The organism is Amycolatopsis sp. cmx-11-51 (assembly GCF_047608665.1).
Lineage (GTDB): Bacteria > Actinomycetota > Actinomycetes > Mycobacteriales > Pseudonocardiaceae > Amycolatopsis.
Genome location: NZ_JADNQO010000020.1, coordinates 83,928 through 97,457, shown reverse-complemented (window position 1 = coordinate 97,457; position 13,530 = coordinate 83,928). Strand labels below are relative to the sequence as shown.

Genomic DNA, 13,530 nt, shown 5'->3' with positions numbered 1-13,530 from the left:
TGATCGGTCAAACGACGCGCCCGAACTGGTTTTGCCATCCACCCAGACTGACGCCCCGACGATCACCCGCCACGAACGCCGACCGGCGTGTCGCCAACCCGGCCAACGTTCATGGACACAGCACTAGTTGCGGTACTTGCGCGTGCAACTACCGCAACTAGAGGACTGATTGCGGGGAGGGGAGGGGGTTATGCACAGGTGGGGGGTGTTGTGGACAAGTGCGGTGAAGATGATCTTGAAGCCGAGGTGACGGCGGGGACAGGAGGCATCGTCGAGGCGTGTCCAGAAATCCCACCAGCGAGTTCTCCGGCCCCTTCGTCGGTAGCCGCGCTCTCAGCGAAGGGGACCTCACCCGTGCCCAGCTCCGTTCAAGCCTGTACAACCGCCTGTTCCAGGACGTCTACGCCCCGGCGGGTATTCGCCAAGATCACGGGTTGCGGTGCAAGGCCGCGGCCCTCGCCGCGCCTGAAGGCGCGGTGCTGACCGGTTGCTCCGCCGCTACGGTGCGCGGGTTCCCGTTCGCGCTCGCGGATGACCCTGTCGAATTCGTCGTGCCCGAAGAGAAGGGCTTTCACGGTCTGAGTGGAACGCACCTCCGTCGCACCAGGCTCCTCGGCGAGGATTTCGAGCCCTGGCGTGACGGCCGGATCGCCACCCCGCTGCGCATGACGATGGACATCCTCACCAACACTCGCCTCCATCGCTCCTTCCCGCGTGTGGTCGGCTTCCTCGATGTTCTGCTCCACGAGGGATTCGTCGACCGCGACGCGCTGGAGGTGTACCTGCGACACCGGCATGACCACGGCATCGTCCGGGCGCGCCAGGCGTTCGCCCTCTCGGATGGGCGAGCGGAGTCGATTCCGGAGTCCGAGGTCAGGGTGTGGCTGAGACTCCATGACATCGAGGCGGAGCCACAGGTGGAGGTGTACCGAAATGGCCGGTTCCTCGGCCGCCTGGATCTCGCGATCCGCGAGGCCAAACTCGCCATCGAGTACGACGGCGCTTGGCACCTCGATGGCGAACAACCGCGCCTGGACGCCCGGCGGCGCGCACTCATCGAGGCGGAAGGCTGGAAGTTCATCGTCATCACCAAGGAAGAGCTCTACGTCGACCCGCGGGCGATGGTCCACCGGGTACGGACGGCCCTCGCCGCCCGCGTTTAGTCCTCTAGTTGCGGTACTTGCACGCGCAACTACCGCAACTAGAGGACTAATTGCGGGGAGGGGGTGTGAGGAGGGTGCGGATGGCGGTTTTCAGGGAAGGGAGCAGGGCGGCCGGATCGGCGGAGGTGAGCATCCGGTTCGCGAAGCCGTCCGTCAGGGCGAGGACGGCGTCCGCCAGGTCGGAGGCCGCGAGGTCGTCACGGACGTGTCCCTCGGACTGTGCCTTCTCGAGGTACTGCGTCGAGAGTTCTTGCAGTTCGTCGTAGCCGGTGCGGATGAACTCGGCCCACGACGGCAGGACGGCGGCGCGCGCGGTGAAGGCGTTGACGATGATGACCTCCGCGCGACGTTGTTCGTCGAGGGGCATCGCCTCGATCAGCAACCGCGACAGCAGGTCCAGCAGATTCCCGGACCGATCGAGGGTGTTCCAGCGCTGTTCCAGGAACTCGCTCGTCAGATCGAGGGCGAAGCGGAACAATTCTTCTTTGGTGGAGAAGTACTTCTGCACCGCGCCCGCGGACACTCCGGCCTCGACGGCGACAGAGCGCACGCTCACCGCCTCGACGCCGTCGCGCGCGACGATGCGCAGGAGGGCGCCGGCGATGTTCCGGCGGCGCTCGGCACGGTCCACGATCTTCGGCACGGCCGCATCCTACTTTTCGGTGGACGTCTTGCCCGGCTGGAGCCTTTGGAATACATTCGTATCCGAAAAGGGGGTCCTGGGGTGGACGAAGTCGCACAAAAGAGGCGGGCGGAGGAGAACCGGCTCGCCGCCGCGCTGGCCAGGGGTCCGGCGGAGGTCCTCGATTTCCTCCTGCCGTTGTGGGTGGGGAGCCAGCTCGGCGCTTCCGCGGCCGAGGTCGGTGCGCTCACCGCGCTGGAGACACTGGTGTCGTTCGTGGCCCGGCCGATCGCGGGCTCGCTCGCGGACCGGTTCGACCGCGGGCGGCTCGCGGCCGCTGGAGCGGTCCTGTATGGACTGTCCTTTGTGGCCTACGCCGTCGCGCCAGGCATCGGTGTCGCTAATGGCGCGGCGGTTCTCGGAGGTGCCGGAGGGGCGCTGTTCTGGGTCGCGTTGCGGGCTCGCGTGGGGGAGGGACTCGGCCGGGACGACGGCGCCTTCAGCAAGCTGTTCGCGGCCGAGGGTGGCGGCACGTGGATCGCGTTCCTGGTCGCGCTGACCGCGATCGCCTGGATCGACTACCGGGGCGTGTTCTGGCTGGGTGCGGCGGCCTGTGCGGTGGCCGCGGTGGTGCTGATGACCGCCGAATCCGCGCCGGTGCGTGAAGAAAGCGCGCCACGGCTTCTGCGACTGGGCAGGCGGATGCGGCCGATGCTCGTCCTCGTCGCGCTCACCGCGATGGCCGAGGCCGGGGTCGCGCTCCTGCTCCTGATGCACCTTCAACGCGGGCACCGGCTGGAACTCGGCGAGATCGCCGCCGTGTTCATCCCCGGGTTCATCGTGTACAGCTTCCTGCCGGACTACCTGCACGGCTTCGTCCGCAAGGTCGGCCGGACACGGGTGCTCGCTCTGGCGATGGTGGCGAGCGCGGCCTTCGCCGCCGGTTTGTCCTTCGCGCCCGACCCGCCCGTGCTCGCGGTCATGTGGATCCTGTCCGCGGCGGCGTTCGCGGCGGCCATCCCGGTCGAGCAGGCGGTGGTCGCCGAAGCGGCCGGGCTCAGCCTCGGCCGGGCGATGGGGATCTACGAGAGCGCGGCGCTACTCGGAGCGACGATCGGGACGTTCTCGGCGGGCCTGCTCTACGGCTCGGACACCGGCTGGCGCGTCGCGTGCTTCGGTGCGACGGCGCTTTTGCTCTTCGGATCGTTCGTGGTCCGTGGCGCCGTACGGCGTGTCGGAGTTGCGGAGTTTCCCGTGGAACCAGCGAAAACGGTGTCACAGAAGGAAGAACCGGCTCTCCGCATGATCGAGGAGGCATCGCAAGAGCCCGAACCGGTGAAGGCCGATGCGAACAAGCGCGCGAATCCGATCCGGAACTGGGCGATCCGCGCCGCCGTCTATGTCCTCGCTCAGGCGGCGCTGGCGATGGCCGGATACAGCTGGCCGGTCGAGGCGCTGTTCGGTGGGCCGCACGACGCCGGCTGGTTCTGGAATTCCAGTGGTCACTGGTTGGTGAACCTCGGCCGGATCTGGACCTTCGTCTTCGTGATCGACACCGGCTGGACGGCTGGCCGCGAGATACTCAAGAAGCGGCCTTATTGACATCTTGTCTAACATGACACCATGTCTCATACGTGGGTGACGGCCAGCGACGGTGTCCGCCTCTCGGTCCGGGTGACCGGTGCCGACGACGCGCCGACGGTGGTGCTCGTCCACGGATATCCGGACAACGGGTCCATGTGGGACGGCGTCGCCACCCTGCTGGAATCCCGCTACCGGGTCGTCGTCTACGACGTCCGCGGCGCGGGTCGTTCGGACAAGCCTTCGGGACGCGCGTCCTACAGATTGGATCAGCTGTCCAGCGACCTCGCCGCGGTCATCGACGAAGTCCAGCCGCAAGACAAGGTCCACCTGCTCGCGCACGACTGGGGCTCCATCCAGACCTGGCATTCCGTCACCGGGGACAGGCTGCGCGGACGGCTCGCGTCGTTCACGTCGATCTCCGGGCCGAGCCTCGACCACGCGGGAGCGTGGTTCCGCGCGCAGGTCCGCCCGAACCCGAAGCGGCTCAAGAACGCGCTCGCCCAAGGAACACACTCGACGTACATCCTCGGCTTCCAGATCCCCCTGATACCGCAGCTGTTGTGGCGTACCGGCGCGATGGGCGCGCTCATCGGCCGGATGGACCCTGCCGCCGCCGTACCGTCCACTTCGGACGGTTTTTACGGGCTCAATCTTTACCGTGCCAACATGTTCACGCGCCTGTCCCGGCCTCAGCCGCGTAAGACCGAGATCCCGGTGCAGGTGCTCGCGCCCACTGGCGACAAGTTCGTCACCACGCCGTTGCAGACCGAGATCGAGCGCTGGGCGCCGGACCTCCGGGTCCGCCGGATCGTCGGCACGCATTGGGTCGTCCGGGAAAAGCCGCGGGTGATCGCCGATGCCACCGCCGAGCTGATCGACCACGTCGAAGGTGGCGAGGAAAGCCGCGCGCTGAAGCGGGCCCGGCGCTCGGGTGGTTTCGCGGACAAGCTCGTCGTGGTCACCGGCGCCGGCAGCGGGATCGGCCGTGCGACCGCGCTCGCGTTCGCGGACAAGGGCGCCGACCTCGTCATCACCGACATCAACGGTTCCGCCGCCGTGGACACCGCGAAACTCCTGCGGAACAAGGGTGTCACTGTCGGTGAGTACATAGTGGACTCCTCCGACACCGAAGCGGTGGAGAAGTTCGCCCTGCGGGTCAAGGAAGAGTTCGGGGTCCCGGACATCGTCGTGAACAACGCGGGCATCGGCCTCTCCGGCCCGTTCCTTGACACGACGGTGAAGGACTGGGAGCGCCTCATCGACGTGAACCTGTGGGGCGTCATCCACGGCTGCCGCGTCTTCGCCGAGCAGATGCGGGATCGCGCCGAAGGCGGCCAGATCGTCAACGTCGCCTCGGCCGCCGCCTATCTGCCGTCGAAGATCCTTTCCGCCTACGCCACCACGAAATCCGCCGTGCTGACGTTGAGCGTGTGCCTGCGCGCGGAGCTCGCCGCCGAGAACATCGGCGTCACCGCGATCTGCCCCGGTATCGTGAACACCAACATCACCAGTACCACGCGGTTCGTGGGTGTCGACGACGTCGAGCAGAAGCGGCGGCAGAAGTCGAGCGGCAAGCTGTACGCGAAACGTGGTTTCGGCCCGGAGAAGGTCGCGCGCGACATCCTGCGCGCGGTCGAGAAGGACAAGGCGATCCAGCCGTCTACGCCGGAGGCCAAGGCCGCGCTCGTCCTCTCCCGGCTCGCTCCCGGCCTGCTGCGTGCCGCGGCGAAACTGGACGTCACCCCGTGACCTCGGCCAGACGACCTCGCCGGATGTCGCCCCAGGCGCGCCGCGAGGACCTGATCCGTGCCGCGCTGGACCTGTTCGGCTCGCGCGCGCCCGAACTCGTCACGGTCGACGACATCATCGCCCGCGCCGAGGTCTCGCGGCCGCTGTTCTATCGCTACTTCCCGAGCCTGCGGGCACTGCAGGTCGAAGCACTGAAGACGGTTACGGAAGGGCTCATCGACGGCCTCGCCGGGCTTGAGGAAGGCCCGCCCGAAACGCGGCTGCGGGCCGCCGTCCGCGGGCTGATCGATGTCGCCGACCACTACCGGGCGGGTTACGTCGCCTTGCTGCGCAGCGGTTCGGTGATCGCGACTTCGGAGACGGACGCGGCGATCGACGAGGTCCGCAACCGCGCCGTCGAGCTGATCCTCGACGCGCTGGGACTGTCGGAGCCCTCGCCTATGCTCCTGCTGACCTTGCGCTGCTGGACCGCCGTGGTCGAGGGTGCCCTGCTGAGCTGGCTGCAGGAACGCGCTTTGCCGCGGGAGGTGCTCGACGGGTGGCTGGTCGATCAGCTGACGGCGATGCTGTCGGCGACGGCGCCGCACGATTCTTCGGTCCCGCAGATGCTATGAACGGTCCGTTACTTGCAAATTTTGCAAGTAACGGACCGTTCATAGCGCATGTCAGGCCTGCTTCGCGACCAGCTCCCAGCCTTCGACGTCTTCCGGGTGGCGCGGCTCGGGACCGACGTACTTGGCCGAGGGGCGTACGAGACGGCCGGTCTTCTTCTGCTCCAGGATGTGCGCGGCCCAGCCGGCGGTCCGCGCCGAGCTGAACATCGCGGGCATCATATGCGGCGGCACCTGGGCGAAGTCCAGGATCACGGCCGCCCAGAACTCGACGTTGGTCTCGATCGGGTGATCCGGACGCCGCTCGCGCAGCTCCTTCAGCGCGACCTGCTCCAGCTCCGCGGCCGCCTCGTAGCGCGAAGCGCCGAGCTCCTGACAGGTGCGGCGCAGCACGCGCGCTCGCGGGTCCTCCGCGCGGTACACGCGGTGCCCGAAGCCCATCATCCGTTCCTTGCGGTCCAGGATGCCCTTGACCAGGCCGACGGCGTCGCCGGTCTTCTCGACCTCTTCGATCATCGGCAGCACCCGCGCCGGCGCGCCGCCGTGCAGCGGGCCGGACATCGCGCCGATCGCGCCGGACAGGGCCGCGGCGACGTCGGCGCCGGTCGAGGCGATGACGCGGGCGGTGAAGGTCGACGCGTTGAGACCGTGCTCGGCGGCCGAGACCCAGTAGGCGTCGATGGCCTTGACGTGGGCCGGGTCGGGCTCGCCGCGCCAGCGGACCATGAACCGCTCGGTGATCGACTTCGCCTCGTCGACCCGGGTCTGCGGGACGGCGGGCTGCCCGATGCCGCGGGCGGACTGGGCGACGTAGGAAAGCGCCATCACCGACGCGCGGGCCAGCTGGTCGCGGGCCTCCTCGTCGCTGATGTCGAGCAGCGGCCGGTAACCCCAGATCGGGGCGAGCATGGCCAGCGCGGCCTGGACGTCGACCCGGACGTCGCCGGTGTGCACCGGCAGCGGGAACGGCTCCGCGGGCGGTAGCCCCTGGCCGAACCGGCTGTCGACGAGAAGGCCCCAGACGTCACCGAAGGTCACCTTGCCGGCGAGATCCTCGATGTCGACACCGCGATAACGCAGCGCGCCACCGTCACGGTCGGGTTCGGCGATTTCGGTCCGGAAGGCGACCACGCCCTCGAGACCCGGTCGGAAACCGTCGTCGACCTTCTCCGACGGCTGATTGGTGCTGATCGTGGAGGCACTCACTGTGGTGAAACCTTTCGATGCGCATTCCCCGGCTTTGTGTTTCACGCGTGGACGGGATACACGCAGCGAAGGCGCGCCTCATCGCACGGATGGACAAACCTTGCTCCACGCGGGGGCCAGGGGCAATCGGAAGATGTGGTGGTTTCGGTCACGATTACGAGAACGATTCAGTGAAAACGGCCTCCGTAAGCGAAGAGTTACGGCGACGTTCACTTTGCGTGTACCGGCGCCCAGGTAAATCCTGTGTTTCGAGAACAGGCGACGGCCGGTTTCCGGTGATAGACCTTTCGCATGCACTTGAGCCCCCAGGAGCGGGACAAACTGCTCGTCCACGTCGCGGCGGACGTGGCGCGCAAACGGCTGGAACGCGGGGTCCGCTTGAACTATCCGGAGGCGGTGGCGTTGATCACCGACCACGTGCTCGAAGGCGCCCGCGACGGCCGGACGGTCAGTGAACTGGTCTCCAGCGGGCGCTCGGTGCTCTCCCGGGCACAGGTGCTGGAAGGGGTGCCGGAAATGGTCGATTCCGTGCAGGCCGAGGCCACTTTCCCGGACGGCACGAAGCTCGTCACCGTGCACGACCCGATCGTCTAGAAGGGGCCGCGAGTGCGACCAGGAGAGATCATCACCGGTGTGGAACCGGTCGAACTGAATCCCGGCAGGCCGCGGGTGCGGCTGCTCGTGCGGAACCTCGGCGACCGGCCCGTCCAGGTCGGTTCGCACTACCATTTCGCGGCGGCCAATCCGGGGCTCGAATTCGATCGCGAAGCCGCGCGGGGGCATCGTCTCGACGTGCCCGCGGGAACTTCGGTGCGCTTCGAACCTGGCGTCGAACGGGAAGTCGACCTCGTCCCGCTGGCCGGGAATCGTCGTGTGCCCGGATTGCGCGCGGAGTCCTGATGCCGTCGATCGACCGCGAGCGCTACGCCGAACTCTTCGGTCCCACGACCGGCGACCGGATCCGCCTCGCGGACACCGATCTGCTCATCGAGGTCACCGAGGACCGCGGCATGGGGCCGTCCGGCAGCGGGGACGAGGTGCTGTTCGGCGGTGGCAAGGTGATCCGGGAATCCATGGGCCAGGGGATGGCGACCAGGGCCGAAGGCGCGCCCGACCTGATCATCACCGGCGCGGTGATCCTGGACCACTGGGGCATCGTCAAAGCCGACGTCGGCGTCCGTGACGGCCGGATCGTCGGCATCGGCAAGGCCGGCAACCCGGACACGATGGACGGCGTCGACCCGGCGCTGGTCATCGGCCCGTCGACGGAGGTGTTGTCCGGGAACGGGAAGATCCTCACCGCGGGCGGGATCGACTGCCACGTCCACTTCATCTGCCCGCAGCTGACCGATACCGCGCTGGCGTCCGGGCTCACCACGCTGGTCGGCGGTGGGACGGGGCCGGTCGAGGGCAGCAAGGCCACCACGGTCACGCCCGGCGCGTGGAACCTCGGCCGGATGCTGCAGGCGATGGACGGCCAGCCGGTCAACGTCTTGTTGCTGGGCAAGGGGAACACCGTCCGGCACGAAGCGCTGCGCGAACAGCTCGCCGCCGGCGCGGGCGGGTTCAAACTGCACGAGGACTGGGGCAGTACCCCGGCCGCGATCGACGCCTGTCTCACCGTCGCCGACGAATCCGGTGTCCAGGTGGCGATCCACACCGACACGCTGAACGAGGCGGGCTTCTTGGAGTCCACTGTGGACGCTATCGGTGGTCGTTCCATCAACGCGTACCACACCGAAGGCGCGGGCGGCGGGCACGCGCCGGACATCATCAAGGTCGCCGGGCTGCCCAACATCCTGCCGTCGTCGACGAATCCGACGCGTCCGCACACCGCGAACACCCTCGACGAGCATCTCGACATGCTCGTCGTCTGCCACCATCTGAACCCGTCCGTACCCGAGGATCTGGCGTTCGCCGAGAGCCGCATCCGGCCGACGACCATCGCGGCCGAGGACGTGTTGCACGACCTCGGCGCGATCTCGATGATGAGTTCGGATTCGCAGGCGATGGGCCGGATCGGCGAGGTCATCATCCGCACCTGGCAGACCGCGCACGTGATGAAACGACGGCGTGGCGCGCTGCCCGGCGACGGCGCGGCCGATAACCTGCGGGCTCGTCGCTATGTCGCCAAATACACGATCAACCCCGCGATCGCGCACGGAATGGAACGCGAGATCGGTTCGGTGGAGATCGGGAAGCTCGCGGATCTCGTGCTGTGGGAGCCGAAGTTCTTCGGTGTCCGGCCGCATGTCGTGCTCAAGGGCGGATTCCCCGCGTGGGCGGCGATGGGCGACGCGAACGCGTCCATCCCGACGCCGCAGCCGGTGCTGGCCCGTCCGATGTTCGGCGCGGCCCCGGCGATCGCCGCCGCGAGCGGTTTCCACTTCGTGGCACCGGCGGCGATCGACAACAACGTGGCCGAACGGTTCGGCATCTCGCGGGCACTGGTACCGATCTCGGACACCCGATCCCGGGGAAAGGCCGACATGGTGCTCAACGACGCCACCCCGGACATCCGGGTGGAGCCGGACAGTTTCGCCGTGCACGTCGACGGCGAGCTGATCGAACCGCGGCCGGTGACGGAACTGCCCATGGCGCAAAGGTACTTCTTGTTCTGATGGATCCTGTTCCGATGGACCTCGCCGCGCTCATTCTGGCCGACTCCCGGTTCCCCGGCGGCGGTCACGTCCATTCCGGCGGGCTCGAAGAGGCCGTCGCCCGGAAGCTGATCACCCGCGAACGCGACCTGCCGGGCTTCCTCTCCGGGCGTTTGCGGACCGCGGGTTCGCTGGCCGCCGTGTTCGCCGCGGCTTCCGCGCACGCGGCCGCCCGCAGCGTCCAGAGTGGACACTGGCGGCGGCTCGACCTCGAACTCGACGCCAGGACGCCGTCGCTCGCGCAGCGGGTGGCGTCCCGTGCGCAAGGGAGAGGGACGGCGAGGGCGGGCAAGGCGGCGTGGCCGTCTCCGGTGCTTTCCCAGCTGCTGAAGGAAACTCCGCGACCACATCATCCGGTGATCGTCGGTGCGCTGATCGGGGTACCTCTCGACGCCGCGATGGCGGTGGCCTACCTCTCGATCAGCGGCCCGGCGAGCGCGGCGGTGCGGCTGCTCGGGCTCGACCCGTTCGCCGTCAACGCCGTCGTGGCGAGGCTTTCCATCGAGGTCCGGAACGTTTCCCTGAAGGCCGCCGAGGCCGCGGGCGACGATCCGGCCGATCTCCCGGCGCCCGGATCCCCGGCGCTCGATCTGTTCGCCGAGGCACACGCCCGGCAGCACAAGGAAGAGGTGCGTCTCTTTGCCAGCTGAGCACGGACATGGACACGGTCACGTCCATCCGGTCAACTTCGACCCGACCGCCGCCGAACCCGATCACTACGACCAGGCGCCGACCGCCGGGCGCGCGTACCGGATCGGGATCGGCGGGCCGGTGGGCAGCGGGAAGACCGCGCTCACCGCGGCGCTGTGCCGGGCACTCGGCGACGAGGTGAACCTCGCCGTCGTCACCAACGACATCTACACCACCGAGGACGCCGACTTCCTGCGCAAGGCCGGGGTGCTCGACCCCGAGCGGATCGAGGCCGTGCAGACCGGTGCCTGCCCGCACACCGCGATCCGCGACGACATCACCGCGAACCTCGACGCCGTCGAGCGGCTGGAAGAGCGATTTCCCGGGCTGGACCTGGTGATCATCGAAAGCGGCGGGGACAACCTCACGGCGGTGTTCAGCCGGGGGCTCGCGGACAGTCAGGTCTTCGTGGTCGACGTCGCGGGCGGCGACAAGGTGCCGCGCAAGGGCGGCCCTGGCGTCACCACGGCCGACCTGCTCGTGATCAACAAGATCGACATCGCGCATCTGGTCGGCGCGGACATGGACGTGATGACGTCGGACGCGCACCGGATGCGGGGTGAGCTGCCGGTCATCAAGCAGTCCCTTGTGGACACTCCGAACGCGCCGGATGTCGCGGCGTGGGTCCGTTCACTGCTGCCGGCCCGAGCGGGGTGAAGGCGCACGCGCGGCTGACCGCCCGCTTCGATGGCGGCCGGACCGTACTGGGTGAGCTGCGTTCGATGGCGCCGCTCACCCTCCTTCCCAAGCGGGGCACCGGTGTGACGGCGATCGTGCACCTGGTCAGCTCGGCGACGTCGCCCCTGGGTGGCGATGAGCTGAAGCTGACCATCCGCGTCGGCACCGGTGCTTCGCTGCGGCTCGCCGGAGTCGCGGCGACCGTCGCGCTTCCCGGCTTGCACGGCGAGGAAAGTGTGTCCGAAGTGGACGTCGAGGTGGACGGCGGCGGGTCGCTGGAGTACCTGCCGGAACCGACCGTGGTGACCGCCCGCGCCCGGCACCGCGCGGTGTTCAAGGCGTCTCTGGCGGCCGACGCTTACCTGCACACGCGAGAGGTGCTCGTTCTCGGCAGGGCGGGTGAGCGGCCCGGTTCGCTGGTGACCACTCAACACGTGACGCGCGGCGAAGTCCCGGTGCTGCGGCAGACGCTGGAGATCGGGGATCCCACTTTGGACTCCAGTCTCGCGCATCTGGCCGGGCGCAGGGTACTGGCGACCGACCTGGTCGTCGGCGGCCCGGAACCGCCCGAGGCCTCCGGTGAGTGGTGGTCCCGCACGTCGTTGGCCGCCGGTGGGACACTGACGACGTCGCTGGCGCCCGATGCCGTGACCGCGCTCAAGCCGTTCAAAGAGAGCTGAAGGGGACTTTCCCCGCATCTAATGCGACGAAGGGGCCCTTCGTCGCGTCGCATGCGGCGAAGGGCCCCTTCAGCCCCCAGGCTAGAACTTGGTGCCCAGCCACGTCATCGCGACCGGGCCACCCGCCGAGACGCCGCCGATGTGTTCCAGCAGCGGGAATTCCTGCCAGGTGACGTCGGCACCGAGTGCGCGGTAGCGGTCGCGCAGCCCCTTGCCGACCGACAGCGGGATCAGTTCGTCCAGCGACGCGTGGTACAGGTAGACCGGCGCGCCCGGTTTGGTCTTGCCCGCCAGGTTCTCGCCGAGCCGGGCCTGCCAGCGCGGATCCGACGAAACGTTCGGCACGGTGGTGAAGTCGTTGAGCCGCGCGAAAGGCGCTGCCGCACCGAGGCCGACGGTGCACGCTTCCTTGACCTTCGCGACGGTCTTCTCGCCCCGCGCGTTGAGCACGTCGTCGAACGGCAGTTCCGGGTAAGCCGTCGAGTAGCCGACAGCGGCGCCGAGCACCAGGCCGAACGCGGGGCCGCCGTCGTTGAACTTCAGGACCGCGTTCAGATCCGCCGGGACACCGCCTTCCGCGACCCCGACCAGGTTGACGTCGGGTGCGTAGGACGGCTGCAGTTCACCGGCGAACGCCGCGGCCTGACCTCCTTGCGAGTAACCGAAGACGCCCACCGGACCGGTCTTGGACAGCCCGGCTTCGGGCACCTTGGTCGCCGCGCGGGCGGCGTCGAGCACGGCCCGGCCTTCGGACTGGCCGACGGCGTAGGTGTGCGTGCCCGGCGTGCCGAGGCCTTCGTAGTCGGTCACGACGACCGCCCAGCCGCGCGATAGTGCTTGGCTCATCAGGAGGACTTCGTTCTCGGACCCGTTCGTCAGCCGGGTCGACGGCGCGCAGTGGTCGCCGAGGCCGTGGGTGCCGACGGCGTAGCTGACCAGCGGGCGCGGCCCCTTCGTCCAGGGCGTCGGCGGGACCAGCAGGATGCCCGACACCGTGTTCGGCTGTCCGGTCGCCGAGGTCGAGCGGTAGGTGAGTTTCCAGGCCTTCGCCGGGGCGGTGGCGATGACCGGCTTGTAGTCGACCAGATCGCCGGGCCCGCTCGGCGCGGCTTGCGCGGCGGGCGCGCCTATCAGTGCGGCTGCGAGGGCTGAGACCAGAACTGTCCGAAGCACCGTTGCCTCCAGTTTGGTAATTGAGATTTTCGCAATGTAGGCGGTGTTGGTAGCATCTGGCAATCCCTATTACCGAATCGGGGGAGGTCGAGTGGCCCGCACGTATGGCGGGGTCGCACCCGAGCAGCGGCGCGCCGAACGGCGTGAACGCCTGCTCATGGCGGCCCTGGACCTGTTCACCTCGACGGGCTACCAGCAGGCGAAGATCACCGAGTTGTGCACACGCGCCGGCGTTTCGACGCGGAACTTCTACGAGGAGTTCGAGAGCAAGGAACAGGTGCTGCTGACCCTGCACGAGCGCATCAACGCCCTCGCGCTGGAGCACGTCACCGAAAACCTGGAACGCCTGGAGGACGCCGACGCGGTCACGCGGATCGGGACCCTGCTGGACGTCTTCGTCAGCACGGTGACGTCAGATCCCCGGATGCCGCGGCTGAACTACGTCGAGGCGGTCGGTGTCAGCGCCGCTTTGGAGGCGCAGCACCAGGAATGGGTCGACAGGTGGGCCGCGTTCATCGAATCCGAGGCCCGGCACGCCGCCTCGTACGGCGTCGCGCCGGACCGTGACTACCACCTGACGGCGATCGCGCTCGTCGGCGCGGCGACCGGACTGCTGCGGGAATGGCAGGCGCACACGCCGCCGCTACCCGTCGCCGACGTCGCCGCCGAACTCCGCGCGCTGATGCTCGCCGCCATCACGCGGCCCGGCTGAGC

The 13,530-nt window shown here is 68.5% G+C and carries 14 protein-coding genes; 11 read left to right on the top strand and 3 right to left on the bottom strand.

Features of this window, described 5'->3' with window-relative positions; genetic code table 11:
• The first annotated feature begins 278 nt into the window (after positions 1 to 278).
• Complete coding sequence (locus ACM6LU_RS36060; RefSeq protein WP_414942335.1) at positions 279 to 1,163, top strand: endonuclease domain-containing protein; 885 nt, start codon at positions 279 to 281, stop codon at positions 1,161 to 1,163.
• 46 nt (positions 1,164 to 1,209) lie between these two features.
• Here ACM6LU_RS36060 and ACM6LU_RS36055 read toward each other — a convergent pair whose 3' ends face one another.
• Entirely contained in the window at positions 1,210 to 1,806 is a 597-nt protein-coding gene (locus ACM6LU_RS36055) for a TetR/AcrR family transcriptional regulator (protein WP_414942334.1), read from the bottom strand.
• 81 nt (positions 1,807 to 1,887) lie between these two features.
• Between ACM6LU_RS36055 and ACM6LU_RS36050 the strand changes: the two genes are divergently transcribed.
• The 3 genes from ACM6LU_RS36050 to ACM6LU_RS36040 are packed head-to-tail and all read left to right on the top strand — an operon-like array spanning position 1,888 to position 5,732.
• Positions 1,888 to 3,387 carry an MFS transporter gene (locus ACM6LU_RS36050; protein ID WP_414942333.1) on the top strand — a complete coding sequence of 500 codons (1,500 nt, stop codon included), beginning with the start codon at positions 1,888 to 1,890 and terminating at the stop codon, positions 3,385 to 3,387.
• A 36-nt stretch (positions 3,388 to 3,423) separates the two neighbouring features.
• Positions 3,424 to 5,118, top strand: a complete 1,695-nt coding sequence (locus ACM6LU_RS36045) for an SDR family oxidoreductase (RefSeq protein ID WP_414942343.1) — start codon at positions 3,424 to 3,426, stop codon at positions 5,116 to 5,118.
• Positions 5,119 to 5,141: 23 nt separating this feature from the next.
• Positions 5,142 to 5,732, top strand: a complete 591-nt coding sequence (locus ACM6LU_RS36040; protein WP_414942332.1) for a TetR/AcrR family transcriptional regulator — start codon at positions 5,142 to 5,144, stop codon at positions 5,730 to 5,732.
• Between the two features lie 51 nt (positions 5,733 to 5,783).
• Here the strand turns inward: ACM6LU_RS36040 and ACM6LU_RS36035 are convergent, their stop codons facing one another.
• Positions 5,784 to 6,935, bottom strand: a complete 1,152-nt coding sequence (locus tag ACM6LU_RS36035; protein WP_414942331.1) for a citrate synthase 2 — start codon at positions 6,933 to 6,935, stop codon at positions 5,784 to 5,786.
• Between the two features lie 291 nt (positions 6,936 to 7,226).
• Here ACM6LU_RS36035 and ACM6LU_RS36030 point away from each other — a divergent pair, with 291 nt between their 5' ends.
• The 6 genes from ACM6LU_RS36030 to ACM6LU_RS36005 are packed head-to-tail and all read left to right on the top strand — an operon-like array spanning position 7,227 to position 11,643.
• Complete coding sequence (locus ACM6LU_RS36030; RefSeq protein WP_414942330.1) at positions 7,227 to 7,529, top strand: urease subunit gamma; 303 nt, start codon at positions 7,227 to 7,229, stop codon at positions 7,527 to 7,529.
• 12 nt (positions 7,530 to 7,541) lie between these two features.
• On the top strand, positions 7,542 to 7,835 hold the full coding sequence (locus ACM6LU_RS36025; RefSeq protein ID WP_414942329.1) for an urease subunit beta: 294 nt from the start codon (positions 7,542 to 7,544) through the stop codon (positions 7,833 to 7,835).
• On the top strand, positions 7,835 to 9,556 hold the full coding sequence (locus tag ACM6LU_RS36020; RefSeq protein WP_414942328.1) for an urease subunit alpha: 1,722 nt from the start codon (positions 7,835 to 7,837) through the stop codon (positions 9,554 to 9,556). Before ACM6LU_RS36025 ends, ACM6LU_RS36020 begins: the two co-directional genes overlap by 1 nt.
• 14 nt (positions 9,557 to 9,570) lie before the next feature.
• Positions 9,571 to 10,245 (top strand): urease accessory protein UreF, encoded by a 675-nt coding sequence (locus tag ACM6LU_RS36015; protein WP_414942342.1) that lies wholly within the window; start codon positions 9,571 to 9,573, stop codon positions 10,243 to 10,245.
• Positions 10,235 to 10,942, top strand: a complete 708-nt coding sequence (gene ureG, locus ACM6LU_RS36010) for an urease accessory protein UreG (protein WP_414942327.1) — start codon at positions 10,235 to 10,237, stop codon at positions 10,940 to 10,942. The genes ACM6LU_RS36015 and ureG overlap by 11 nt, the downstream gene beginning before the upstream one ends.
• Positions 10,939 to 11,643 carry an urease accessory protein UreD gene (locus ACM6LU_RS36005; protein WP_414942341.1) on the top strand — a complete coding sequence of 235 codons (705 nt, stop codon included), beginning with the start codon at positions 10,939 to 10,941 and terminating at the stop codon, positions 11,641 to 11,643. Before ureG ends, ACM6LU_RS36005 begins: the two co-directional genes overlap by 4 nt.
• 81 nt (positions 11,644 to 11,724) lie before the next feature.
• Here the strand turns inward: ACM6LU_RS36005 and ACM6LU_RS36000 are convergent, their stop codons facing one another.
• Positions 11,725 to 12,816: a lipase family protein gene (locus ACM6LU_RS36000; RefSeq protein WP_414942326.1), complete on the bottom strand. Its 1,092-nt coding sequence runs from the start codon at positions 12,814 to 12,816 to the stop codon at positions 11,725 to 11,727.
• A 91-nt stretch (positions 12,817 to 12,907) separates the two neighbouring features.
• On the opposite strand from ACM6LU_RS36000, the gene ACM6LU_RS35995 reads away from it, so the two are divergent.
• Complete coding sequence (locus tag ACM6LU_RS35995; RefSeq protein WP_414942325.1) at positions 12,908 to 13,528, top strand: TetR/AcrR family transcriptional regulator; 621 nt, start codon at positions 12,908 to 12,910, stop codon at positions 13,526 to 13,528.
• Positions 13,529 to 13,530 lie beyond the last annotated feature (2 nt).

Coding starts and splice junctions, on each gene's coding strand:
- ACM6LU_RS36040 (WP_414942332.1), top strand. CDS start 5,142: ATGTCGCCCCAGGCGCGCCGCGAGGACCTGATCCGTGCCGCGCTGGAC.
- ACM6LU_RS36030 (WP_414942330.1), top strand. CDS start 7,227: ATGCACTTGAGCCCCCAGGAGCGGGACAAACTGCTCGTCCACGTCGCG.
- ACM6LU_RS36020 (WP_414942328.1), top strand. CDS start 7,835: ATGCCGTCGATCGACCGCGAGCGCTACGCCGAACTCTTCGGTCCCACG.
- ACM6LU_RS36015 (WP_414942342.1), top strand. CDS start 9,571: ATGGACCTCGCCGCGCTCATTCTGGCCGACTCCCGGTTCCCCGGCGGC.